The following is a 22,110-nucleotide window of genomic DNA, read 5'->3' as shown; positions in this document are numbered from 1 at the left end:
TCAGTCCTCCCAGGGGAACGTGTCGAGGCGCACGGCGCCGTCGGCGGTGATCAGGACCTGGGTCTCGAGTTTGATCGATTCGCTGCCCTGTTCGGCGATCAGGCTCTCGACGTTGATCACCATGTTCTCCTCGAACGCGCCGCGGCTGTAATCGGGGTCGAAGTCGGGGTGCAGCGGGATAAACGGCCATTCGTCGGCCATGCCGCTGCCGTGGATCGCGCAGGTGTACTTGTACGGCTGGTACTTCTCCGGGATCTGCCACGAGCGCGCGTTGAACTCCTCGAAGCTCAGACCCGGAGCGAGCAGGGCCAGATTGTGTTCGATCTGGTCGCGGGCCGCCGCGTACAGCTCGCGCTGCTTCGGCGTGAACGGCACGTGCCCGCACGTCCACGACCGCGACAGGTCGGCGAGGTACCCGTACGGGCCGACCATGTCGGTGTCGAACGCGATGATCTCCCCGAGCCGTGCCTTCCGGGACGAGCACTCGTTGAACCACGGATTGGTGCGGGGGCCGGAGGAGAGGAGCTTGGTCTCCAGGTACTCGCCGCCGGACCGGGCGTTCTCGAAGTGCAGCTCGGCCCAGATCTCCTGCTCGGTGCGCCCGGGCTCGGAGGCCTCGTAGACGCGGGCCATCCCCGCCTCGCAGACGCGGATGGTCCAGCGCATCAGTTCCAGCTCGTCGGCGCTCTTGATCGACCGCGCCCGCTCGGTCAGCGGTCCGGCGTCGACGACGTCGATGCCCAGCGCCGCCAGCGCGTCGACGCCCGGCCGGTCGAGCCGGTCCGCCGCGAGCGTGCCGCGGCCGCCGAGCAGCTCGCGGACCTCCGCCGCCCACGACTCGACCTTGGTCTTCACCGCGTCGCCGGCGGTGAGGAACATCCAGGTCGTGGCCTCGCGGATCTCGTCGACACCGGGGAGTCCCGCGCTGAGGTGCAGGGCGCCCTCGGACTCGAACATCACGACGGGGCCGTCGGCGATGATCAGCGCGTAGCGGACCGGGTCGTGCATGGTCCAGATCGCCATGTTCGACGAATCCAGCGCGTACCGGATGTTCACCGGATCGTAGAGGAGCATTCCGGCGTGCCCGTGCGTGGCGATCTGTTCCCGGATGCGGCCGAGCCGATAGCGGCGGGCACGGTCGAGGACGTCGTCGCCGATCGTGCTGATCAGCGGCTTGTCCGCACCCTCCGGGTTGAAATACGCGCGCTTGCGGGGGTCGTGAAAGACCTCGGTGGAACTCTCCATGGCGGTCGACTCCTCTGTCGATGAAAATACTCCGGCGGGGCTGTCGCCGGAGGAGCTCAGCGGGCGGTGCCCGACATCGCCAGCACGCGTTCGGCGCGCCGGGCCACCGGCAGGTCGACGAACTCGCCGTCCGGCATCCGGAGGGCGCCGCGCCCGGCCTGCTCGAAGGCGTCGAGCACGGCGCGGGCCCAGGCCACCTCGTCCGACGACGGGGTGAAGGCGGCGTGGATGGCGGGCAGCTGCTTGGGGTGGATCGCGGACTTGCCGAAGAAGCCGAGCGAGCGCGCGAACTCCGACTCCGTGCGCAGCCCGGCGTCGTCGTCGAGCCGCGCGTAGACACTGTCGATCGGCGGCTCGATGCCGGCCGCCCGCGAGCAGATCACCAGGTGGCTGCGGGCATGGAGCAGCGCGAGGGGATGGCCGTCGGTGTGCAGGTCCTTGCGCAGGTCCACGCCGCCGATCGACAGGTTCCGCACATTCGGTGCGGTCGCGATCTCCTGGGCGGCGAGCAGACCGCGCGCGCTCTCGATGGCGCAGATCAGGGCCACGCCGGGTGCGCGGCGGCGGACCCAGTCGACGTCGCCGGGCGACTCGACCTTGGGGATCCGGATGCCGCGGACCCGCCCGGCCACCGCACCCAGGTCGCGGGCGGCGGTCTCGGTGCGCGGGGCGTTGATCCGGACCCAGGCGGGCGCGTCGTCGGGCGCCGCTTCGAGAGCGGCGGCGACCCGGGTGCGGGCGAGATCCTTGTCGGGCTCGGGCACCGAGTCCTCCAGATCGAACATCACCGCGTCGGCGCCCGCGGTGAACGCCTTGCCGATCAGCTTCTCGTTGTGCCCCGGAATGAACAGGTAGCTGCGTTCCATTCAGATCACTCCGGCGTCGTGCAGTTCGGAGACCCGGTCGGGGGACAGCCCGAGTTCGGCGAACACCGCGTCGTTGTCCTGGCCCAGCCGGCGGCCGCCCCAGCGGATCGACCCGGGGGTCTCGCTCATCCGGAAGATCAGGTTCTGCATCTTCAGCGGTCCCAGATCCTCGTCGTCGATGGTGGTGATCGACTCCCGCTCGCGGATGTGCGGATCGCGCATCAGCTGCTCGACGTTGTAGATCGGCGCGATCGCGGCGCCGGCCTCCTCGAACGAGGTGACCACCTCCTCGAAGTCGCGGGCGGCGATCCACGACTGGACGGCGCCGTCGAGCAGTTCGGCACGACGGCTCCGCTCACCGGCGGAGGAGAACCACGGCTCGTCGATCACGTCCTCGCGCCCGACCAGCCGCATCACGCGCTCGGCGATCGAGGTGGCGCTCGCCGAGATGGCGACCCAGCGGCCGTCGCGCGTCAGGTACGTGTTGCGCGGGGCGTTGTTCGGCGACCGGTTGCCGTGTCGGCTGGCGATGATGCCCAGCTGGTCGTACACGGTGGGACCGGGGCCGAGGATGCCCAGCAGCGGTTCCAGCAGCGCCAGGTCGATCACCTGGCCGCGGCCGCCGTTCACGTCGCGGTTGTAGAGGGCGGTCATCACGGCGTACGCGCCGGTCAGACCCGCGACGCCGTCGGCCAGGCCGAACGGCGGCAGGGTGGGCGGGCCGTCTTCCTGACCGGTCTGGTGCGCGAACCCGCTCATCGCCTCCATCAGGGTGCCGAATGCGCGGCGCCGGGCGTACGGGCCGGTCTGGCCGAAGCCGGTGACCCGCAGCATGATCAGCCGCGGATTGATCTCCAGCAGCGTGTCCGGCCCGACGCCCCAGCCCTCCAGGACGCCCGGCCGGAAGTTCTCGACGATCACGTCGGCCTCGGCGACCAGCTCGCGCAGGATGTCGGCGCCCTCGGGGCGGCCGATGTTCAGGGTGATGGTGCGCTTGTTCCGGGCGATCACCTTCCACCACAGGCCGTGGCCGTCGCGGTTGAGGCCGTGTGACCGGGCCGGGTCGCCCTTCGGGTGCTCCACCTTGATCACGTCGGCGCCCATGTCGCCGAGAAGCATCGCGGTGATCGGTGCGGCGTACACGGTGCTGACGTCGAGCACTCGGATACCGGTCAGCGGGCCGGTGGCCGGGGCGGTGTCGGTCGGGTGGTCGATGATGGCGGTCATGCGATCTCGTTTCGCTTCTCGGGTGGACCGGGTGCGAAACAGTCTGTGGCCAGGGGGTGAACGTGCTGAACCGGTACGGAGCGGTAACCGCGGGGCGAGTCAGAAGTCCGTGATCGGGATGCGGAGACGACGAAGGGCGGCCCGGGAATCCCGGACCGCCCTTCGGACTGCTGTGCGGCGTCGGTCAGACGACGCGGAAGTTGCCGTAGCCGTGCTGGTTCAGGCGCTTCATGATGACGTTCATGTTGGTACCGGTCTCCGGGCCGAGGCAGGAGACGAAGTAGTAGGCGTTGACCATGCCGACCAGCTTGGTGCCCACGACCACCGGGCTGCCCGAGTCGCCCTCGATCACGCACATCTGCGAGAAGTGCGCGACGTTGTCGGAGAACCAGGTGACACCGCAGGTGTGACCGGTGGTGCGGCCCTCCTTGCAGATGACGGTCGGGAAGTTGACCGGCGCGGTGCTGATGCCGGTGATGGTGACGCCGCCGACGGTGCGGACCGGGCGGACCTTGTCCGGGTAGAGCTGGATGACGGCGATGTCCAGGTCGTCGTCGCTCACGACGAACTTGCCGATGTCACCGCGGTTCGGGTACTGCTCGGACAGCACGCGCTGGCCCACCTTGCCGCAGTGGCCTGCGGTCAGGGCGATCAGCTCGCCGCGGTGCTTGCCCGAGGTGGGCCGGCCCACGGCGGTGACGGTGCACGCCGCCGCGTTGTTGCCGCCCTTGAGGATCAGGATGGGCGTACCGCCGCCGACCGCCGTCTTCGGGGGTGCGGCCTGCGCGGTGCCCTGTCCGACGCCCACCAGGGCGATGATCGCGGCGAAAACCGCCGCGAAGACCAGGATGGTCTTCTTCATGTAACTACTCCGCTCGCTTGTCCCCGGCACAGCGGCCGGAGCATGGGACTGCCTCACCCTATGTGAAGGTCTCGCCGATCCCCGTCATCGGAAAGCACAGCGCTATCGGGCTGTGACAGAAATGAGACACCGCGGTCAATATACCTGGCACGCCGTGTCGCACACCACACTCGCAGGTGGGCGGGTGTGCCCGCACAGGTGGCGCCGCCTAAAGTGGTCCCGACAGACGCGTGTCTCTGCGCGCCGCCGTCATCCGGACCGAAGAACCCGATGAATCTGGAGAAACCATAGTGACCGCACCCGGCCGTCCTGTTGTTCTGATCGCCGACAAGCTCGCCCCGTCGACCGTGGAGGCACTCGGCGGCGACGTCGAGGTCCGCTGGGTGGACGGTCCGGACCGCCCGAAGCTGCTGGAGGCCGTCGCCGACGCCGACGCGATCCTGGTCCGCTCGGCCACCACCGTCGACGCCGAGGTGCTCGACGCCGGGCCGAAGCTGAAGATCATCGCCCGCGCCGGTGTGGGCCTGGACAACGTCGACGTCCCCGCCGCCACCGAGCGCGGCGTCATGGTGGTCAACGCCCCGACGTCGAACATCCACTCCGCCGCCGAGCACGCCGTCGCGCTGCTGATGTCGGCCGCCCGTCAGGTGCCCGCCGCCGACGCGACCCTGAAGGCGAAGACCTGGAAGCGGTCGTCGTTCAGCGGCGTCGAGCTCTTCGACAAGACCGTCGGCGTGGTCGGCCTCGGCCGTATCGGCCAGCTGGTCGCCGCCCGCCTCGGCGCCTTCGAGACCCACCTCATCGCCTACGACCCCTACGTGTCGGCCGCCCGCGCCGCGCAGCTGGGTATCGAGCTGGTGAGCCTCGACGAGCTCCTCGAGCGCGCCGACTTCATCACCGTGCACCTCCCCAAGACCAAGGAGACCGCCGGCCTGATCGGCGCCGAGCAGCTGAAGCGCACCAAGGAAGGCGTGATCATCGTCAACGCCGCGCGCGGCGGCCTGATCGACGAGGCCGCGCTGGCCGAGGCGATCACCTCCGGGCACGTGCGCGCCGCCGGCCTGGACGTCTTCGCGACCGAACCGTGCACCGACTCGCCGCTGTTCGACCTGGATCAGGTCGTGGTGACCCCGCACCTGGGCGCTTCCACCGCCGAGGCCCAGGACCGCGCGGGCACCGACGTCGCCAAGAGCGTGCAGCTGGCGCTGTCCGGGCAGTTCGTGCCCGACGCCGTCAACATCACCGGCGGCCCGGTGGACGACGAGGTGGCCCCCTGGCTCGACCTGTCGCGCAAGCTCGGCCAGCTGGTCGGCGTCGTCGCCGACGGCCAGCCGACCAACATCATCGTCGAGATCCGCGGCGAGCTCGCGGCCCGCCCGGTCGACGTGCTCGGCCTCTCGGCGGTCCGCGGCCTGTTCTCCGCCGTCGTCGACGAGCCGGTCACCTTCGTCAACGCGCCGAGCGTCGCCGCCGAACGCGGCGTCAGCTACGACGTGGTCACCGCGAGCGAGAGCCCGAACCACCGCAGCATGATCGACGTCAAGGCCGTCTTCGCCGACGGGAGCCAGGTGAACGTGGCCGGCACCCTGACCGAGCCGCGCGAGGTCGAGAAGATCGTGAACATCAACGGCCGCAACTTCGATCTGCGCGCCGAGGGCAAGAACCTCATCATCAGCTACACCGACCAGCCGGGCAGCCTCGGCAAGATCGGCACCCTGCTGGGCAACGCCGGTGTCGACATCGTCGCCGCGGCGCTGGCCCAGGACCTGGAAGGCCCCGGCGCCACCACCATCCTGCGCGTCGACCGCACCGTGGATCCCGAGGTGGTCGAGGCCGTGGGCCAGGCCGTGTCGGCCACCCTGATCAAGCAGGTGGACTTCTCGTGAAGCTCGCGGTGATTCCCGGCGACGGCATCGGCCCGGAGGTCGTCGGACAGGCCCTGACCGTGCTCCGCAAGCTGCACCCGGAGGTGGAGACCACCGAGTACGACTTCGGCGCCCGCCGCTACCACGCGACCGGCGAGCTGCTGACCGACGACGACGTGGCCTCGCTCCGCGAGCACGACGCCATCCTGCTCGGCGCCATCGGTGATCCGTCGGTGCCGTCGGGTGTCCTGGAGCGCGGTTTCCTCCTGAAGCTGCGGTTCATCCTGGACCATCACGTCAACCTGCGGCCGTCGACGCTCTTCGAGGGCGTCGCCTCGCCGCTGTCCGGCGACCCGAAGATCGACTTCGTCGTGGTCCGCGAGGGCACCGAGGGCCCGTACACCGGCAACGGCGGCGCGATCCGCGTGGGCACCCCGCACGAGGTGGCCACCGAGGTCAGCGTCAACACCCGGTTCGGAGTGGAGCGCGTGGTGCGCGACGCCTTCGCCCGCGCCCAGGCGCGCGGTAAGAAGCTGACCCTGGTGCACAAGACCAACGTGCTCACCTTCGCCGGCTCGCTGTGGGCTCGCACCGTCGAGGAGGTGGCCGCCGAGTTCCCCGAGGTCGCCACCGACTACTGCCACGTGGACGCGGCCACCATCTACCTGGTGACCGACCCGGGCCGCTTCGACGTGATCGTCACCGACAACCTGTTCGGCGACATCATCACCGACCTGGCGGCGGCGGTCACCGGCGGTATCGGCCTGGCGGCGTCGGGCAACATCGATGCCACCCGCGCCAACCCGTCGATGTTCGAGCCGGTCCACGGCAGCGCCCCGGACATCGCCGGGCAGAACCTGGCGGACCCGACCGCGGCGATCCTCTCGGTCGCCCTGCTGCTGCGTCATCTGGGCGACGACGACGGTGCCGCCCGCATCGAGGCGGCGGTCGCCCGCGACGTCGCCGCCCGCGGCGACGAGCGCGGCTCGACCACCGAGGTCGGCGAACGGATCCTCGCCCTCGTCTGATCGTCGCCCCCTGAGCCGGGCGTGACCGCCGCTCCCTGAGCCGGGCGTGACCGCCGCTCCCTGAGCCGGGGCGAGGCGATAGCCGAGGCCCGAGTCGAAGGGTCGGCCCCCGGATGAGAGAAGCTGTGGCACAACGGATTCGCGTCCTGATCCCGGCGCTGCTGACCCTCGTGGTCGGCGGCGCCGGGATCGGCTGTCTCATGGCCTGGCGGCACGACCTCCCCGACCCGGTGGCCACCCACTGGAGCGGCCGCACCCCGAACGGTTTCACCTCGGTGACCGGCATGTTGTGGACGTACGCCGTGATCACCGCGGTGGGCGTGCTGCTCTGCCTCGTCACCCTGATCCGCGCGGTGCCGTCGATCGCGCAGCGTCTCCTCGCCGGGATCGGTTGCGGTACCGCCGCCTTCGTCCTGATCCTGATGACCTTCGTGGCGGGATCGCAGCGCGGGGTGGCCGACGCGGCGGGCGAGCACATGCCGTTCTGGGTGATCGCGCCGTCGTTGATCGCCGGTCTGCTGCTCGGCGCGGCCGCCGCGTGGTCGGTGCCCTCGCGGCCGACGGGCAGATCGTTCGATCCGGTCGGCAGCGTGCCGGCCGGCGACGATCCGCCGCCGCTGCCCGCGCGCTGGTCCGGCGGCGGCGTCGAGGTGCGGCTGGATTCGTCGGGAGTCGTCTTCCGCGGACTGTGGGGCCTGGTGCGGATCACGGTCCCGCTCGACCGCGTGGTGCGCGCCGAGGTGGTGCCGGTCGACCCGTTCCGCGACTTCGGCGGCTGGGGGTATCGAGTCGCGTCGTTCGGAAAGCTGAAGGGCGCCAAGGGTTTCGTCTGGCGCGGCGGCGACGCCCTGCTCGTCGTCTATTCCGACGACGGTGGCCCGGACTCGCAGCGCCGGGAGATCGCGGTACTGCGCGACGCCGCGCCCGTCGCCGCGGCCGCCATCAATGCGACGACTCGCGGCCGCCGCCGGCCACCGCACCGTACGGAGTGAGACCGCCGGTCCCGGCTCCGATCCGATACGCTCGCCTCATGCCCGACGCGGGCCGCGGGCCGGGCAGGTCAAGGGGAGGGATACGCCGATGGCGCAGGACGAACCTACGGCGGTGACGCCGCCGGATCCGGAGCCCGGCTTCGCCGAGCGGGCCCGCGATCGCCTGCACGTGGCGCTGCTGTGGGGAATCGCCCTGGCGGTGCTGGTCGCGCTCTACTTCATCCTGGCCGCGTTCCTGCCGCGCTGGTGGGCGGGCCGGATCGGCGATGCCGTCGACGGTTCGTTCGCGCGGGGGACGTCGACCGGCCTGCTCATCGGCGCCTTCGGCATGGCGCTCACGCTGATCTTCCTCGGCTTGGCCGGGCTCAGTCTGGTCAAGCGCAGCAAGATCCCGGCGATCATCTTCGCCGTGCTGGGCCTGCTCGCGGCGATTCCCAATCTGCTGACCCTGTCGGTGGTGGTGGGCGACAGCAACGCCGCGCACGCCGGTGAGCGGATCTTCGACGTCCAGGCACCCGCGTTCCGCGCCGCGAGCGTCTGGGTTGTGATCATCGGGGCGGTCATCGGCCTGGTGGTCTGCTTCTACCTCGTGCGCTACGTCCGCCGGGGCGAGCAGCTGGCGGAGGCGCGGGCGGCGCTGGACGCACAGAAGTAGCGCGGACGCCCGGCCTCACGGGGCGAGGACGGCGGCCTCGGCGGCGAGAGCGGCGCGGACCGCGGACAGCGCGGGGTCGTCGCCCTGGGACGACCGCGCCGCGGTGAACACCGACCGCAGGGGATCGCCCGGAAGGTCCACCAGCCGGAGTTCCGGCCGGCGGCCGGCATGCACCAGGCCGGGCAGGAGGGCGACGGCGTTCCCCGACTCGATCAGCCGGACATGGGCCTGCAGGTCGGCCGTCTCGAACCGGACGTCGGGCTCGAAACCCGCACTGCGGCACAGTTGTTCGGCCCAGTGCCGGGAGGCCGCTCGCCGCGGCTCCATCACCCACGGCAGCCCGGCCGCATCGGCCAGCGTGGCGACCGCGTCGAATTCGGGTCGGCCGGCGGGCACCGCGAGCTGAATCCGGTCGCGGGTCAGCGGCTGACGGTCGAGGCCGCTGAACTGCACCGTGGCGTGCCCCGGATACTCCTCGGCGATCACCAGATCGAAGCCGCGCGCCCAGGTCTCGAAGTGCGCGGTCTCCGGCTCGTGCTGCACCACGTCGATGCGCAGGTTCGGGTGCTCGGTGCGGAGCCGATCGAGTACCTGCGGCAGCAGCGCCAGCATCACGGTCTGGAACGCGGCCACCCGGACGGTGCCGCTCACCGTGCCCTGGTGCCGCCGGATGCCCGACTCGATGCGTTCGATGTGGCTGAGCAGATCGTCGGCCTCGGCGGCGAGGTACTTGGCGGTCGCGGTCAGCGCCAGGTGGCGCCCGCTGCGCTGGAACAGCGGGACGCCCACTTCCCGCTCCAGCTGTGAGAGCTGCTGGGACACCGCGGACGGGCTGTAGTTGAGCGCCTCGGCGACGGCGATCACGGTGCCCCGCGACGACAGCTCGCGCAGCAGACGCAGCCTCTTCACTTCAAGCATCGGCAGCCTTCCGATCGTCGTCTCACCATTCGGCTCTCCTTAACGATATTGCACAGATAATTCCGCTGTACTTCATTGGCGACAGGGGTGACCATGGCTTCATCAGGCCGATGGACGTGTGCGGGAGCACATGCCGAGCACAGAAGAGGACGACATGACGAACGCGATCGAGGCGCAGCCGCGGGTACGGCCGCAGGACCTGGCCGATGACGCCATCGCGCTGGTGCAGCGCTGGCTGACCGAGGCCGAGCAGTATCCGGTCGACGCCTCCGCGAAGCGGCTGACCGGCGTCCTCAGCGACCCGAACGGCCTGGACTTCACCGTCGGATTCGTCGACGGCGTGGTGCGGCCGGAGGACCGCCGGGCCGCGGCGAAGAAGCTGAAGAACCTCGCGCCGCTGACCCCGAAGTTCCTGCCCGCACCGATGCGCGGCGCGGTCTCGCTCGGCGGGGTGATGGCGCAGTCGCTGCCGGGCGTGGTGGTGCCGACCGCGCGGCGCGTACTGCGCGAGATGGTCAGCCACCTCATCATCGACGCCTCCGACGACAAGCTCGGTCCCGCGATCGCGAAGATCAAGCGCGACGACGTCCGCCTCAACATCAATCTCCTCGGCGAGGCGATCCTCGGCGAGCACGAGGCGGAGCGCCGGCTCGCCGGGACGCACAAGCTCCTCGGCCGGCCGGACGTCGACTACGTCTCCATCAAGGTCTCCTCGACCGTCGCGCCGCACAACCACTGGGCCTTCGACGAGGCCGTCGAGTCGATCACCGAACAGCTGGTCCCGCTCTTCGAGCGTGCCGCGTCGGCGTCGCCGAGCAAGTTCATCAACCTGGACATGGAGGAGTACAAGGACCTCGGCCTCACCATCGCGGTCTTCAAGAAGATCCTGGACCGGCCCGAGTTCGCGTCCCTCTCGGCCGGCATCGTCCTGCAGGCGTACCTGCCCGACGCGCTCGGCGCGATGATGGATCTGCAGGACTGGGCCGCCGCTCGCGTCGCGTCCGGCGGTGCGCCGATCAAGGTGCGCGTGGTGAAGGGCGCCAATCTCCCGATGGAGCACGTCGACGCGGCGATCCACGGCTGGCCGTCGGCCACCTGGGGCTCCAAGCAGGAGTCGGACACCAGCTACAAGGCGGTGCTCGATTTCGCGCTCGACCCGGCGCGGGTCGCGAACGTGCGGATCGGGGTGGCCGGGCACAACCTGTTCGACGTCGCCCTCGCCTGGCTGCTCGCCACCCGGCGCGGCGCGCAGGACGGGATCGACGTCGAGATGCTGCTCGGCATGGCGACCGCGCAGGCCGAGGCGGTCAAGCGCGAGGTCGGCTCGCTGCTGCTGTACACGCCGGTGGTGCATCCGCAGGAGTTCGACGTCGCGATCGCCTACCTGATCCGCCGCCTGGAGGAGGGCGCGAGCCAGGAGAACTTCATGTCGGCCGTCTTCGAACTGAGCGACGACGCCGGCCTGTTCGCGCGGGAGAAGGCGCGCTTCCTGGCCTCCCTCGACGACCTGGCGGCGATCACCGCCGACGGCGACCGGCAACACTATGCGGTCCCCGAGCCCAACCGCCGCCAGGACCGCGGCCACTACGACGCCGACGGGGCGCAGGCCCGCGCCGACGCCCTGGTCGTCGCCGGGGCCCGCGGTGAGTTCGACAACACCCCCGACACCGACCCCGACCTGCCCGGCAACCGGGCGTGGGGCCGCGCGATCGCCGGCCGGATGGTCGGCTCGACGCTCGGCACCGATCTCGTCGCGTCGTCGATGGTCGATGACGAGGCCGCTCTCGATGCGGTGATCGCCGCGGGTGTGGCCGCCGCCGACGACTGGCAGTCGCTCTCGGCCGACGAGCGCGCCCGGATCCTGTACCGGGCCGGGGAACGGCTGGAAGCCCGGCGCGCCGATCTGCTCGAGGTGATGGGCTCGGAGTGCGGAAAGACCCTGGACCAGGGCGATCCGGAGGTTTCCGAGGCGATCGACTTCGCCAACTACTACGCCATGCTCGGCCAGCTGCTGGAGCAGACCGACGGCGCCGCGCCGCGGCCGCGCAAGCTGGTCGCGGTGATCCCGCCGTGGAACTTCCCGGTCGCGATCCCGGCCGGCGGCGTCCTCGCCGGCCTCGCCGCGGGCAGCTCGGTGATCATCAAGCCGGCGTCGAACTCGGCCCGCAGCGCCGCGGTGATGGTGGAGGCGCTGTGGGAGGCCGGGGTGCCGCGCGAGGTGCTGCAGTTCGTGCAGTTCGCCGACCGCACGCTCGGCTCCGAGCTGGTCGCCGACCCGCGCGTGGACCGGCTGATCCTCACCGGTGCGTACGAGACCGCCGAGAGCTTCCGTGCGCTGCGCCGTGACCTGCCGATCCTCGCCGAGACCAGCGGCAAGAACGCGATCATCGTCACCCCGTCGGCCGACCTCGACCTGGCCGCCAAGGACGTCGCGCTCTCCGCGTTCGGGCACGCCGGGCAGAAGTGCTCGGCGGCCTCGCTGGTGATCCTGGTCGGCTCGGTCGCGCGGTCCAAGCGCTTCCGCGGCCAGCTGATCGACGCCGTGACCTCGCTCAAGGTCGGCACCCCCGAGCACCTCGAGACGCAGATGGGCACCATCATCACCGCGCCCTCGGGCAAGCTGCTGCGCGGCCTCACCACGCTCGGCCCGGGGGAGAGCTGGCTGCTCAAGCCCGAACCGCTCGACAGCGACAGCCCGCTCGCCCTGGACAAGAAGGGCGGCAACCGGCTGTGGAGCCCGGGGGTGCGCGACGGAGTGCGCCGCGGCTCGGAGTACCACAAGACCGAATACTTCGGTCCCATCCTGGGCATCATGACCGCCGAGACGCTCGACGAGGCGATCGACATCGTCAACGAGATCGACTACGGCCTCACCAGCGGCCTGCACTCGCTCGATCGCGACGAGCTCGCGACCTGGCTGCGGCGGATCCAGGCGGGCAACGCCTACGTCAACCGCGGCATCACCGGTGCCATCGTGCGGCGCCAGTCGTTCGGCGGCTGGAAGAAGTCGGCGATCGGCGCGGGCACCAAGGCCGGCGGGCCCAACTACCTGCACGGTCTGGTCGACTGGGTCGACGCTCCGGTGACCGCCGGGGCCAACGCGCCGCGACCGGCCGCGGCCCCGTTGCTCGCCGCGGCCGAGCAGGCCGGGGTGACCGGTGCCGACATGTCGTGGCTGTCGTCGGCGCTGGCCTCCGACGCCGCCGCCTGGATCGACGAGTTCGGCATCGCCCGCGACGCCTCGCAGCTGGGTGTCGAGCGGAATCTGCTGCGCTACCTGCCGGTGCCGGTGACCATCCGGGCCGCCGCCGACGCGCCGCTGCACCAGTTGCTGCGCGTCGTCGGGGCGGGGCTGGCCGCGGGCGGGCGCCCGACGGTCAGTACGCCGCTCGCCCTGCCGGAGGCGGTCCAGTCGGCGCTGCGCGCCGCGGGCGTCGAACTGCGCTACCAGGACGAGGCGGGCTGGGCCGATCACCTGCGGGCCCTCGCCGCGCGGGACGGCGCGGACGCGAGCGCCCGGATCCGGATCGTCGCCGGTCCCTCGCGGGAGGCCCAGGTGGCGGCGGTGTACGAGGCCACCGACGGAAAGCCGGACATCGCCGTCTACGGCGGCGAGGTGGTCTCGGCCGGTCGCGTCGAGATGCTGCCGCACCTGCACGAGCAGGCCGTCTCGATCACCGCGCACCGCTTCGGCACCCCGAACCACCTGTCGGACGGGCTGATCTGATCATGACCGAACCATCGAATCGCCCGGTCCGCACCGTCGACTACCACACCGCGGGGGAGCCGTTCCGGATCGTCGCCGAGCCGCCCGTGCCGATCGACGGGGACACCGTCGCGAACCGCCGCGTCTCCGCCGTCGACGACGCCGGCGTCGACGGCCTCCGGAAGCTGCTGTGCTTCGAGCCGCGCGGACACGCCGACATGTACGGCGGCTTCCTCACCCCGCCGGACGACGACGGCGCGCACCTCGGGGTGCTGTTCTGGCACAAGGACGGGTTCTCCACCGCCTGCGGTCACGGCACTATCGCGCTCGGCGTGTGGGCGGTCGAATCCGGGCTCGTCGCGCCGTCGCCGACCGGAGTGACCGACGTGGTGGTGGACGTGCCGTCCGGCCGGGTGACCGCCCGCGTGCACTCCGACGGTGACCGCATCGGGGCGGTCGACTTCGTGAACGTCCCGAGCTACCGCCTGGCCGCGGACGTCACGGTGAACACCTCGCGCGGACCGCTCACCGTCGACATCGCCTTCGGCGGCGCGATCTACGCACACCTCGATGCGGCGAGCGTCGGCCTGACTGTGACACCGGAGCATTACCAGGATCTGATCGCGCTGGGCCGTGAGATCAAGTGGAAGCTGAACGACACCCCGCTGGCCCGGCACCCCGGCGACCCGCGGCTGAGCGGCATCTACGGGACCATCATCTACGAGGACCTTCCGGCCACGGAGTCCGGCGATCCGCACCAGCGGAACGTCACGATCTTCGCCGACGGGGAGGTGGACCGCTCACCGTGCGGCTCCGGCACGTGCTCCCGCGTCGCGGTGCTGGCCGCGCAGGGCGCGCTGGCACCGGGCCAGACTCTGGTGCACGATTCGATCGTCGGAACCCGCTTCCACGCGACGATCGTCGAGGAGACCGTGGCCGAGGGATTCCCCGCGGTGATTCCGCAGGTCACCGGCATGGCCTACCGGACCGGCCGCAGCGAGTTCGAACTCGACCCGGACGACCCGCTCGGCGTCGGCTTCGTCCTCCGGTGACCCGGTCCGAGCCCCGCCCGTAGAGCAGCCCCGAGCCCATGGCCCGTTGAGCCGCCCCGAGCCCCGCAGGGGCGAGGGGCGAGTCGAAACGTCCGCCAGTCCCGGGGGCGTTTCGACACGGTCTGCGCCTAGCTGTACCCGGCCAACACGTTGGTCACAGGCGACTGATCGGTGGGAGTCCGCCGAGCGAGCTGTGGCGACGTTGAGTGTTGTAGTGTTCGAGCCAGGGCGCAAGGGCTGCTGCCCGCTCGTCGTTGCTGGTGAAGGCCTGGCGGTAGGCCCACTCGGTCTGCAGGGTGCGGTTGAGCCTTTCGACCTTGCCGTTCTGCCACGGGCAGTGGGGCTTGATGAACTTCTGAGCGATGCTGTGCCGGGCACATACCTCGCGCAGTGAATGGCGGTAGGCCCAGGCGTTGTCGGTGATTAACCGCTCGATGCGGGTGATGCCGTGATTGGAGAAGTAGTCGATCGCGCGTTCGAGGAACGCCGCGCACGTGGTGCCCTTCTCGTCGGGCAGGACCTCGCTGTAGGCCAACCTGGAGTGGTCATCGACCAGTGAGTGCACGTAGTCGTAACCGACCCGTGTCTTGTTGATCCGCGAGCGGTGGTTCTGAGTGGTCTGCCCCTCGGCACGCCATCCGCCGCCGTCGGGGATCCGGCCGAGCTTCTTCACATCCATGTGCACCAGTTCACCGGGCCGCTCGCGCTCGTAGCGCACCGTTGTCTTCTTCGATGCGCGCAGCAGTTCGCCGGTGATCGAATCCAGCTCGCACAACCGCGGCACCCGATGACGGGCCAACACCCGCGAAACCGTCCGCGGAGCAGCGTTCAGCTCTGCTGCCACCCAGTCCCGACCGCGGCGCTCGCGGGTGCGTAGTTCGACGATCGCCACCTCGACCTGGGCACTGGTCCTACGCGGTGAGGTGTGAGGTCGCGAGGATCGATCGGTCAAACCCGACTCTCCTTCGGTCGCAAAGCGGTTGATCCACTTCGCGACGCATCGACGGGAGATGCCCATGCCTTTGGCGATGTGGGCCTGGGGCCAACCAGCGCGGTGCCGCTCGATGATCAGCAGCCGGCCTTGATACGTAGTGCGGGCGTTACGGTGGGACATGAGAGCCTCCTGGGCGGCGTGAATCTAGACAATCCACACCTCACCCGGAGGCTCTCTTCACGTCAACGGCACTGCTACCAACCTCATGGCCGGGTACACCTAGCGGCTTGACCGGCTCAACGGGCTGGTACCAGCCCGTAGAGCCGACACCGAGCCCGATAGGGCGAGGTGCCGAGTCGAAACGACCCCTTGGTCGGCTCGTCCTCGAAGGCTCCGCCGTCGGTTAACGCTCACCCGGCACGTCGACCGGCTCCTCACGGGGCCGCGGGTCCCGGGGGATCAGCGGCAGCGCCAGAATCGGTGCGGCGGCGACGATCCCGAAGACCGCCGGATAGCCCAGGCGCTCGATCATCGTGCCCAGAATCGGGGTGGTGACCGCGATGGTCACGTACTGCGCGGTGTTCTGTACGCCGAGCGCCCGGCCGCTCCACGACGGTCCGGCCCACTCGGCGATCGCGGTGAACGCCAGGCCGTTGTCGGCGACGGTCGCGATGGTGGCGAGCACCATGATCGCGGGGGCCAAGACGCTGCCGAACTGGTCGGCGACCGCGAGTGCCGCCATGGTGAGCGCCGCGGCCACCGCGATCACCCGCACCGGCCGCATCCGGGAACCCCACAGATCGGAGGCGCGGCCGGCCGCGATCCGCCCACCGGCCGCGAACACCTGGGTCACGGTGACCAGGACGCCCGCGCTCAGCGGCGTCCAGCCGTGGCCGGTGATCAGCCAGGCCGGGACGAAGGTCCACAGCATGGACTGACCGATCACCAGCAGCACGCTGAAGCCGTGAATCCGCCAGAGGTATCCGCTCGACCGGTAGGGATTGCCGGCCGGGGCGGTCGCCGGTCCAGACGTCGGCAGCGCCGGATCCACGATGCCGAAGTACACCGCCAGCAGGCCGATCGCAGTGACCGCGACCGGGACCGCCAGCGCCGCGGCCACGCCCGCCGTCGCGGCGATGACCGGCACGGTCAGTGCCAGGACCGCGATGCCGAGCGGCTGCGCCATCTGCCGCACGCCCATCGCGGTGCCGCGCTGATCGGCCGGGAAGAACCCGACCACGATGCGTCCGCTCGCGCCGTTGGCGGCACCCGATCCCAGACCGCCGACCAGCAGCGCCGCGCCCAGCGCCACGGTGCCCGCGTCGGTGGCGACGGCGACCACCGCGCCGATGGTGCCGGCCAGCGTGATCAGTATCGACACCAGCAGGATGCGCCGCTCGCCGTACCGGTCGAGCGCCAGACCCCACGCGATGATCGCCACCGTCAGGCCGACCGTGGGCACCGCGGCGAGGGTCGCCGCCGAGCTCAGCGACATGCCGCCGTCGTGCAGGGCCGGGATCACGTAGGCGAAGCCGCTGGTGGCGGCGGTGGTCGTCATCGCGGCCACCAGTGCGCACACGAGAATGGCCCACCGGCGCCGGGTGGAGAGCGTCGCCGCCTCGATCGTCATGTCCTGGCTCCTTCCACCGGCACGACTGGAATCTCAAATAATGAAACTTATGTTTCACATCGTAGTACAGATGGTGGACGGTCCGACGGGGGAGGGGCACGGTCCGGCGGATCGGCCGGTGCCTCGGGAAAGCAGCGGGCGACATGCCCTAATCTGGCCCTATGAGATTGGGGCGTGTCGCAAGCCGGGACGGGGTGGCGTTCGTCGCCATCGAAGGTGACGAGGGCGCCGAGGTCGCCAGGGAGATCGCCGAGCATCCCTTCGGGGAACCGACGTTCACCGGGCGGACCTGGCCGCTCGGTGAGACGCGGATGCTCGCGCCGATCCTCGCGTCGAAGGTGATCTGCATCGGCAAGAACTACGCCGATCACGCCGCGGAGATGGGCTCGGAACCGCCCGCCGACCCGGTGATCTTCCTGAAGCCGAACACGTCGATCATCGGTCCCGGGGCGCCGATCGTGCGCCCGCCGTCGTCGAACCGGGTCGACTACGAGGGTGAGCTGGCGGTCGTGATCGGGCGGCCCTGCAAGGACGTGTCCGCCGCCAAAGCGGCGAGCGTCATCCTGGGGTACACCGTCGCGAACGACGTGACCGCGCGCGACCAGCAGCAGGCCGACGGGCAGTGGACGCGCGGCAAGGGCTACGACTCGTTCTGCCCGCTCGGTCCCTGGATCGAGACCGCGCTCGACCCGTCCGACCTGGCGATCTCCACCACGCTCGACGGTGAGACCCGCCAGTCGTCGCGGACCTCGCTGATGCTGCACAGCGTCGGCGAGATCGTCGAGTGGATCTCGCGCGTCATGACGCTGCTGCCCGGCGACGTGATCCTCACCGGCACCCCGGCCGGGATCGGCCCGATGACCGCGGGGCAGACCGTCGCGGTGACCGTCGAGGGGATCGGGACGCTCAGCAACCCCGTGGTCGACAAGTGACCCGGCCGGCGCAGGCCCGGCCGGTGTCGGTGCCGCTGAACGGCATCTCCCTCTCGTACACCGACGCCGGGTCCGGCCCGCTGGTCGTGATGGTGATGGGCACCGGCAGTCCCGGGCGGGTCTGGCACGCGCACCAGCAGCCCGCGCTGCTGGCCGCCGGCTTCCGAGTGGTCACCTTCGACAACCGCGGCATCGCGCCGACCAGCGAATGCGCGGAGGGGTTCACCCTGGCCGACATGGTCGGCGACACCGCGGCGCTCATCGAGCATCTCGGCGCCGGGCCGGCTCTGGTGGTCGGCACCTCGCTCGGCGCGCGGATCACCCAGGAGCTGACGCTGGCCCGCCCCGATCTGGTGCGCGGGGCGGCGATGCTCGCGACCTACGGCCGGTCCACCCCGATGCTCGACGCCTTCTCGCACGGCGAGCGCGCCCTCTACGACCTCGGGATCGAACTGCCGCCGGAGTACTACGCGGCGGTCACAGCGCACCTGAATCTGTCACCGGCCACCCTCGCCGACGACCGGAGCGCGCGGGACTGGCTCGACATCATCGGCTTCGGCGGCCAGACCCGCAGCGCCGGGGTGCGGGCCCAGCTGGCCCTGCACGAGCGCGAGGAGCACCGGCTGGCGGCGTACCGGGAGATCACCCGGCCGACGATGGTGGTCGGGTTCGCCGACGACCGGACGCTGCCGGTGTTCCTGGCCCGCGAGGTGGCCGAGGCGATCCCGGGTGCGCGCTACGAGGAGGTGGAGCGCACTGGCCACTTCGGTTACCTGGAGCGCCCGGAGACCGTCAACGAGCTACTGATCGACTTCCTTCGCACGGTCGGCCAGAGCGGCCAGTAGCGCCGCTCCGGTCACCGCGTCGTCGACGACGACGCAGAACTCCCGATCGCCGGTGCGGTCGACGACGATGCCCTCGCCCGCGCGAGGCACCACGCCGGTGCGCCGCGCGGTCACCCGGATGCCGTAGCCGCCGAAATCACCGATCGGGTGCACCTCGGAGTTCACCCGGACGTCGACGATCTCGTCGAGCGGTACGCGCAGGCGCGGGAAGCCGGCCAGGGAACGGACCTGCAGGCCGTCGGCGGAGACCCGGACCCGGAAGGCGATGGTCGCCACCGCGGCCACCACGATGGCGACGGCGATCACGGCGGCACCGATGACGATCGCGGCGCGCTGACCGTCGGCCCAGCTGTACAGGGTGGTCAGGAGCGCCACGACGAATCCGGCGACGGTGATGGCGAGGAGGCTGGGCGACGCGGTGGTGGTCCGCAGCCAGACCGTGTTCTCCCCGGCCTCGAGCGGCAGGGGATCGACCGCGACCGACCGGCGGGATCGCGGCGCCTGCGGCAGCAGGAGGCCGGCGAGGGCGCCGACGGCCACCGCCAGCAGGCCGGCGACCGCCACGACGGTCACGATCGGCACCGAGGCGTCGTCGCCGGTCTGGTACCAGACGCTGCCGGTCAAGGCGATCGCGACCAGGATCGACGATCCGAGGGAGACCCCGCCCAGGAGCCGGTAGACGGCGCCCGCATCGCCCTCGGCGATCGGCTTGACCGCGGGCCCCGCGGTCAAGCCGATCAGGCCGAAGCCGAGCAGGGCGGTGACCAGCGGCGCCGACCAGGCCGGCAGCCAGCGGTCGGGATCGCCGTGCAGATTCCAGTGCACGGCGATGTCGGCGGGCAGGGAACCGAGCAGTGAGATCTGCACGATGGTGGCCACGCCGACGATGAGGGCGGGGATCACCACGGCGACGGTGACGAACGCGATGAGCGGTCGTCGTCGTGCCAGTTCGTCGTCGGTCAGCGTGCGCCGGGCCGGATCATTCGGGGACATGCGAGGCCTCCTTCACGAGGGCGGACAGGGTTTCGGGGCTGATGTGCAACGTCGCGGCCTTGGCGGTGAGAGCGCGGATGTCGCGGTCGAGTGAGCGCAGACGGTCGGCGGCCTCGGTGATCACCGCGCCTCGTCCGCGGCGCAGCTCCACCAGGCCCTCGTCGCGAAGGTCCTGATAGGCGCGGAGCACGGTGTGCATGTTCACCTCCAGGGCGGCGGCCACCTCGCGGGCCGGTGGCAGCCGGTCGCCGGGGGCCAGCCGGCCGGCGCACGACTCGGTGCGGACGGAATCGGCGATCTGCGCGAAGATCGGCGCGTCGCTGTTCGGCCGGATACGGAACAACATGGTATTAATTCTAGTTTAACTAGAACAACTAGGCAAGATCGGGGGCTCCGGCCGGGCAGTCCCCGGTGTCCGGCGATTCCGCCGTTCCACTACGCTGACCTGCATGACCGTCCGTGTTCGCTTCTGTCCCTCGCCCACCGGAACCCCGCATGTCGGGCTCGCCCGGACCGCCTTGTTCAACTTCGCGCAGGCCCGTCACGACGGCGGGACCTTCGTCTTCCGCATCGAGGACACCGACGCCGCGCGGGACAGCGAGGAGAGCTACGAGGCGATCCTCGACGCGCTGCGCTGGCTGGGCCTGAACTGGGATGAGGGGCCCGAGGTGGGCGGCCCGTACGGTCCGTACCGGCAGTCCGAGCGCAAGCAGCTGCACCTCGACGTCGTCGACCGGCTGGTGGAGGCCGGCTTCGCGTACGAGGCGTATTCGACGCCGGAGGAGGTCGAGGCCCGGCATCGGGAGGCCGGCCGCGATCCGAAGCTCGGTTACGACAACTACGACCGGACCCTGACCGACGAGCAGCGCGCCGCGCACCGCGCCGAGGGCCGCAACCCGGTGATCCGGCTTCGCATGCCCGACGAGGACATCACCTGGACCGACCTGGTCCGCGGCGAGACCACGATCAAGGCCGGTGTGGTGCCCGACTTCGCGCTCACCCGCGGCAACGGTGATCCGCTGTACACGCTGGTCAACCCGGTCGATGACGCCATGATGAAGATCACACACGTGCTGCGCGGGGAGGATCTGCTCGCGTCGACGCCGCGGCAGATCGCGCTCTATCGTGCGCTGATCGAGATCGGTGTGGCCGACGCGGTGCCGCAGTTCGGGCATCTGCCGTTCGTGATGGGCGAGGGCAACAAGAAGCTGTCCAAGCGTGACCCCGAGTCGAACCTCTTCCATCACCGCGACCGTGGCTTCATCCCGGAGGGGCTGCTCAACTACCTGGCGCTGCTCGGCTGGGGCATCTCCGGCGACGACGACATCTTCACTCTCGACGAGATGATCGCCGCCTTCGACGTGCGCAACGTCAACTCCAACCCGGCGCGCTTCGATCAGAAGAAGGCCGACGCGATCAACGCCGAGCACATCCGGCGCCTCACTCCGGCCGACTTCGCCGGGCGGCTGCGGCACTTCCTGGTCGAGCACGGTCACCTGGACGAACCGATCGACGACGCCGTGTTCCGCCCGCTGGCCGACCTGGTGCAGACCCGCGTGCAGGTGCTCGGCGATGCCTGGGGCCTGATCAAGTTCGCCTACGTGTCCGACGACGACTTCACGTTCGACGAGAAGTCCGCCGCCAAAAACCTGACCGCCGATGCGGTGCCGGTGCTCGACGCGACGATCGCCGCGTGCGAGGGCGTCGCCGAGTGGACCACGCCCGCGCTGGAGGAGGCGCTGAAGGCGGCGCTGATCGACGGCCTGGAGCTCAAACCGCGCAAGGCCTACGGTCCGGTGCGGGTCGGCGTGACCGGTGCGGCGGTGAGCCCGCCGCTCTTCGAGTCGATGGAGATCCTCGGCCGCGAGAGGACGCTGCGACGGTTGGCACAGGCCCGAGAGGTCGCGGCCGCGGCGTCCTGACCAGCTGATTTGCGAGGGAGGGGGAGGGTGTTGGTAATCTCTTCTCCGTTGTCCGGAACTGCGCGGAGCACTAGCGAAGCGAAGTCCGGGAAACCCCTTGGGGTATGGTGTAATTGGCAACACAGCGGTTTCTGGTACCGCCATTCTAGGTTCGAGTCCTGGTACCCCAGCAAAGCGGATCGCTTCGGCGAGAAGCTTTACCAGAGCAGTTGTTCTAGGGCCCCGTCGTCTAGCGGCCTAGGACGCCGCCCTCTCAAGGCGGTAGCGCGGGTTCAAATCCCGTCGGGGCTACCATAATTGAACAATTGCAGTCCAGGCTCCCGTCGTCTAGCGGCCTAGGACGCCGCCCTCTCAAGGCGGTAGCGCGGGTTCAAATCCCGTCGGGAGTACGTAAAGGAATGTGGCGGAGGGGGGGGGGGGGGGGGGGGGGGGGGGGGG

18 protein-coding genes and 3 tRNA genes are annotated in these 22,110 nt (G+C 70.4%); 12 read left to right on the top strand and 9 right to left on the bottom strand.

All coding sequences use genetic code 11. The features are described from left to right. From ACSEEN_RS05410 to ACSEEN_RS05395, 4 genes are all read right to left on the bottom strand, one after another. Positions 1–1,245, bottom strand: coding sequence for a M24 family metallopeptidase (locus tag ACSEEN_RS05410; RefSeq protein ID WP_440712551.1), 1,245 nt, complete (start codon positions 1,243–1,245; stop codon positions 1–3). A 56-nt stretch (positions 1,246–1,301) separates the two neighbouring features. Further along, positions 1,302–2,111, bottom strand: coding sequence for an HpcH/HpaI aldolase/citrate lyase family protein (locus tag ACSEEN_RS05405; protein ID WP_298443347.1), 810 nt, complete (start codon positions 2,109–2,111; stop codon positions 1,302–1,304). Next, positions 2,112–3,338, bottom strand: a complete 1,227-nt coding sequence (locus ACSEEN_RS05400) for a CaiB/BaiF CoA transferase family protein (RefSeq protein ID WP_298443350.1) — start codon at positions 3,336–3,338, stop codon at positions 2,112–2,114. Between the two features lie 184 nt (positions 3,339–3,522). Beyond that, entirely contained in the window at positions 3,523–4,200 is a 678-nt protein-coding gene (locus ACSEEN_RS05395) for a chymotrypsin family serine protease (protein ID WP_247864374.1), read from the bottom strand. A gap of 290 nt (positions 4,201–4,490) precedes the next feature. Between ACSEEN_RS05395 and serA the strand changes: the two genes are divergently transcribed. The 4 genes from serA (at position 4,491) to ACSEEN_RS05375 (ending at position 8,740) form a co-directional block, all read left to right on the top strand. Next, the gene (gene serA / locus ACSEEN_RS05390) at positions 4,491–6,086 is read left to right on the top strand and encodes a phosphoglycerate dehydrogenase (protein ID WP_298443354.1); all 1,596 of its coding nucleotides are present in this window, start codon (positions 4,491–4,493) and stop codon (positions 6,084–6,086) included. Next, positions 6,083–7,093 carry a 3-isopropylmalate dehydrogenase gene (locus ACSEEN_RS05385; protein ID WP_298443357.1) on the top strand — a complete coding sequence of 337 codons (1,011 nt, stop codon included), beginning with the start codon at positions 6,083–6,085 and terminating at the stop codon, positions 7,091–7,093. Before serA ends, ACSEEN_RS05385 begins: the two co-directional genes overlap by 4 nt. Positions 7,094–7,218: 125 nt before the next feature. Further along, complete coding sequence (locus ACSEEN_RS05380; RefSeq protein ID WP_440712550.1) at positions 7,219–8,085, top strand: SdpI family protein; 867 nt, start codon at positions 7,219–7,221, stop codon at positions 8,083–8,085. 88 nt (positions 8,086–8,173) lie between these two features. Continuing rightward, positions 8,174–8,740 (top strand): hypothetical protein, encoded by a 567-nt coding sequence (locus tag ACSEEN_RS05375; protein ID WP_247864370.1) that lies wholly within the window; start codon positions 8,174–8,176, stop codon positions 8,738–8,740. Between the two features lie 15 nt (positions 8,741–8,755). Here ACSEEN_RS05375 and ACSEEN_RS05370 read toward each other — a convergent pair whose 3' ends face one another. Next, a complete protein-coding gene (locus tag ACSEEN_RS05370; RefSeq protein ID WP_247864369.1) occupies positions 8,756–9,658 on the bottom strand; it encodes a LysR family transcriptional regulator in 903 nt (300 codons plus the stop codon). 154 nt (positions 9,659–9,812) lie between these two features. On the opposite strand from ACSEEN_RS05370, the gene ACSEEN_RS05365 reads away from it, so the two are divergent. Together ACSEEN_RS05365 and ACSEEN_RS05360 are read left to right on the top strand one after the other, a co-directional pair. After that, positions 9,813–13,385 (top strand): bifunctional proline dehydrogenase/L-glutamate gamma-semialdehyde dehydrogenase, encoded by a 3,573-nt coding sequence (locus ACSEEN_RS05365; protein ID WP_440712549.1) that lies wholly within the window; start codon positions 9,813–9,815, stop codon positions 13,383–13,385. A gap of 2 nt (positions 13,386–13,387) precedes the next feature. Next, positions 13,388–14,416: a proline racemase family protein gene (locus ACSEEN_RS05360; protein WP_440712548.1), complete on the top strand. Its 1,029-nt coding sequence runs from the start codon at positions 13,388–13,390 to the stop codon at positions 14,414–14,416. 154 nt (positions 14,417–14,570) lie between these two features. On the opposite strand, the gene ACSEEN_RS05355 is transcribed toward ACSEEN_RS05360, so the two are convergent. After that, the gene (locus ACSEEN_RS05355) at positions 14,571–15,530 is read right to left on the bottom strand and encodes an IS481 family transposase (RefSeq protein WP_371306854.1); all 960 of its coding nucleotides are present in this window, start codon (positions 15,528–15,530) and stop codon (positions 14,571–14,573) included. A gap of 223 nt (positions 15,531–15,753) precedes the next feature. Then, positions 15,754–16,980: an MFS transporter gene (locus ACSEEN_RS05350; RefSeq protein WP_440712547.1), complete on the bottom strand. Its 1,227-nt coding sequence runs from the start codon at positions 16,978–16,980 to the stop codon at positions 15,754–15,756. Between the two features lie 161 nt (positions 16,981–17,141). On the opposite strand from ACSEEN_RS05350, the gene ACSEEN_RS05345 reads away from it, so the two are divergent. Next, positions 17,142–17,912, top strand: coding sequence for a fumarylacetoacetate hydrolase family protein (locus ACSEEN_RS05345; RefSeq protein WP_298445017.1), 771 nt, complete (start codon positions 17,142–17,144; stop codon positions 17,910–17,912). Then, positions 17,909–18,757, top strand: coding sequence for an alpha/beta fold hydrolase (locus ACSEEN_RS05340; RefSeq protein WP_440712546.1), 849 nt, complete (start codon positions 17,909–17,911; stop codon positions 18,755–18,757). The genes ACSEEN_RS05345 and ACSEEN_RS05340 overlap by 4 nt, the downstream gene beginning before the upstream one ends. Here the strand turns inward: ACSEEN_RS05340 and ACSEEN_RS05335 are convergent. Both ACSEEN_RS05335 and ACSEEN_RS05330 read right to left on the bottom strand, forming a co-directional pair. Beyond that, positions 18,713–19,750: a DUF1648 domain-containing protein gene (locus ACSEEN_RS05335; RefSeq protein WP_440712545.1), complete on the bottom strand. Its 1,038-nt coding sequence runs from the start codon at positions 19,748–19,750 to the stop codon at positions 18,713–18,715. The genes ACSEEN_RS05340 and ACSEEN_RS05335 overlap by 45 nt on opposite strands. Next, positions 19,737–20,096, bottom strand: coding sequence for a GntR family transcriptional regulator (locus ACSEEN_RS05330; RefSeq protein WP_247864359.1), 360 nt, complete (start codon positions 20,094–20,096; stop codon positions 19,737–19,739). The genes ACSEEN_RS05335 and ACSEEN_RS05330 overlap by 14 nt, the downstream gene beginning before the upstream one ends. A 103-nt stretch (positions 20,097–20,199) precedes the next feature. On the opposite strand from ACSEEN_RS05330, the gene gltX reads away from it, so the two are divergent. The 4 genes from gltX (at position 20,200) to ACSEEN_RS05310 (ending at position 22,061) form a co-directional block, all read left to right on the top strand. After that, positions 20,200–21,672, top strand: coding sequence for a glutamate--tRNA ligase (gene gltX / locus ACSEEN_RS05325; protein ID WP_440712544.1), 1,473 nt, complete (start codon positions 20,200–20,202; stop codon positions 21,670–21,672). 98 nt (positions 21,673–21,770) lie between these two features. Next, positions 21,771–21,842: transfer RNA gene (locus tag ACSEEN_RS05320), tRNA-Gln, on the top strand. 48 nt (positions 21,843–21,890) lie between these two features. Further along, a tRNA-Glu gene (locus ACSEEN_RS05315) sits at positions 21,891–21,966 on the top strand. Positions 21,967–21,988: 22 nt separating this feature from the next. Continuing rightward, positions 21,989–22,061: transfer RNA gene (locus ACSEEN_RS05310), tRNA-Glu, on the top strand. Positions 22,062–22,110 lie beyond the last annotated feature (49 nt).

Origin of the sequence: Gordonia marina, assembly GCF_052036135.1 — a bacterium.
GTDB lineage: Bacteria > Actinomycetota > Actinomycetes > Mycobacteriales > Mycobacteriaceae > Gordonia.
This window is presented reverse-complemented; position numbering and strand designations above follow the sequence as displayed.

Coding starts and splice junctions, on each gene's coding strand:
- ACSEEN_RS05405 (WP_298443347.1), bottom strand. CDS start 2,111: ATGGAACGCAGCTACCTGTTCATTCCGGGGCACAACGAGAAGCTGATC.
- ACSEEN_RS05360 (WP_440712548.1), top strand. CDS start 13,388: ATGACCGAACCATCGAATCGCCCGGTCCGCACCGTCGACTACCACACC.
- gltX (WP_440712544.1), top strand. CDS start 20,200: ATGACCGTCCGTGTTCGCTTCTGTCCCTCGCCCACCGGAACCCCGCAT.
- ACSEEN_RS05345 (WP_298445017.1), top strand. CDS start 17,142: ATGAGATTGGGGCGTGTCGCAAGCCGGGACGGGGTGGCGTTCGTCGCC.
- ACSEEN_RS05350 (WP_440712547.1), bottom strand. CDS start 16,980: ATGACGATCGAGGCGGCGACGCTCTCCACCCGGCGCCGGTGGGCCATT.
- ACSEEN_RS05375 (WP_247864370.1), top strand. CDS start 8,174: ATGGCGCAGGACGAACCTACGGCGGTGACGCCGCCGGATCCGGAGCCC.
- ACSEEN_RS05410 (WP_440712551.1), bottom strand. CDS start 1,245: ATGGAGAGTTCCACCGAGGTCTTTCACGACCCCCGCAAGCGCGCGTAT.
- ACSEEN_RS05335 (WP_440712545.1), bottom strand. CDS start 19,750: ATGTCCCCGAATGATCCGGCCCGGCGCACGCTGACCGACGACGAACTG.
- ACSEEN_RS05355 (WP_371306854.1), bottom strand. CDS start 15,530: ATGTCCCACCGTAACGCCCGCACTACGTATCAAGGCCGGCTGCTGATC.
- ACSEEN_RS05395 (WP_247864374.1), bottom strand. CDS start 4,200: ATGAAGAAGACCATCCTGGTCTTCGCGGCGGTTTTCGCCGCGATCATC.
- ACSEEN_RS05400 (WP_298443350.1), bottom strand. CDS start 3,338: ATGACCGCCATCATCGACCACCCGACCGACACCGCCCCGGCCACCGGC.
- ACSEEN_RS05370 (WP_247864369.1), bottom strand. CDS start 9,658: ATGCTTGAAGTGAAGAGGCTGCGTCTGCTGCGCGAGCTGTCGTCGCGG.
- ACSEEN_RS05365 (WP_440712549.1), top strand. CDS start 9,813: ATGACGAACGCGATCGAGGCGCAGCCGCGGGTACGGCCGCAGGACCTG.
- ACSEEN_RS05330 (WP_247864359.1), bottom strand. CDS start 20,096: ATGTTGTTCCGTATCCGGCCGAACAGCGACGCGCCGATCTTCGCGCAG.